Here is a 255-nt window from a genome sequence, read left to right as displayed (position 1 = left end):
GATCAGGTGCAGGTGGAACTGATTCACGAGCATGAGCGCGTCACCCGGATCGAACGTCTTTACCCCGACCAACAGCGCGAAGTGCTGGTCAGCTACGCCTACGACGCAGCGAACAACCTCGCCGAGGTGCGCGACGCCACCGGGCAGGTGCAGCGGCGCTTCAGCGACGACGCCGGGCGGCGGATGGTGGAGCATCAGTTGCCCACCGGCCTGCGCTGCTTCTACGACTGGGCCCTGATCGAAGGCCAGGAATGG

1 protein-coding gene is annotated in these 255 nt (G+C 65.5%); it reads left to right on the top strand.

Going from position 1 to position 255, the window contains the following annotated elements; translation table 11 throughout:
• The coding region (locus RGM2987_RS00025; RefSeq protein ID WP_245138082.1) for a hypothetical protein at window positions 1–255 on the top strand (255 nt) is incomplete at both ends.

Origin of the sequence: Pseudomonas sp. RGM2987, from assembly GCF_022952855.1 — a bacterium.
GTDB lineage: Bacteria > Pseudomonadota > Gammaproteobacteria > Pseudomonadales > Pseudomonadaceae > Aquipseudomonas.
This window is presented reverse-complemented; position numbering and strand designations above follow the sequence as displayed.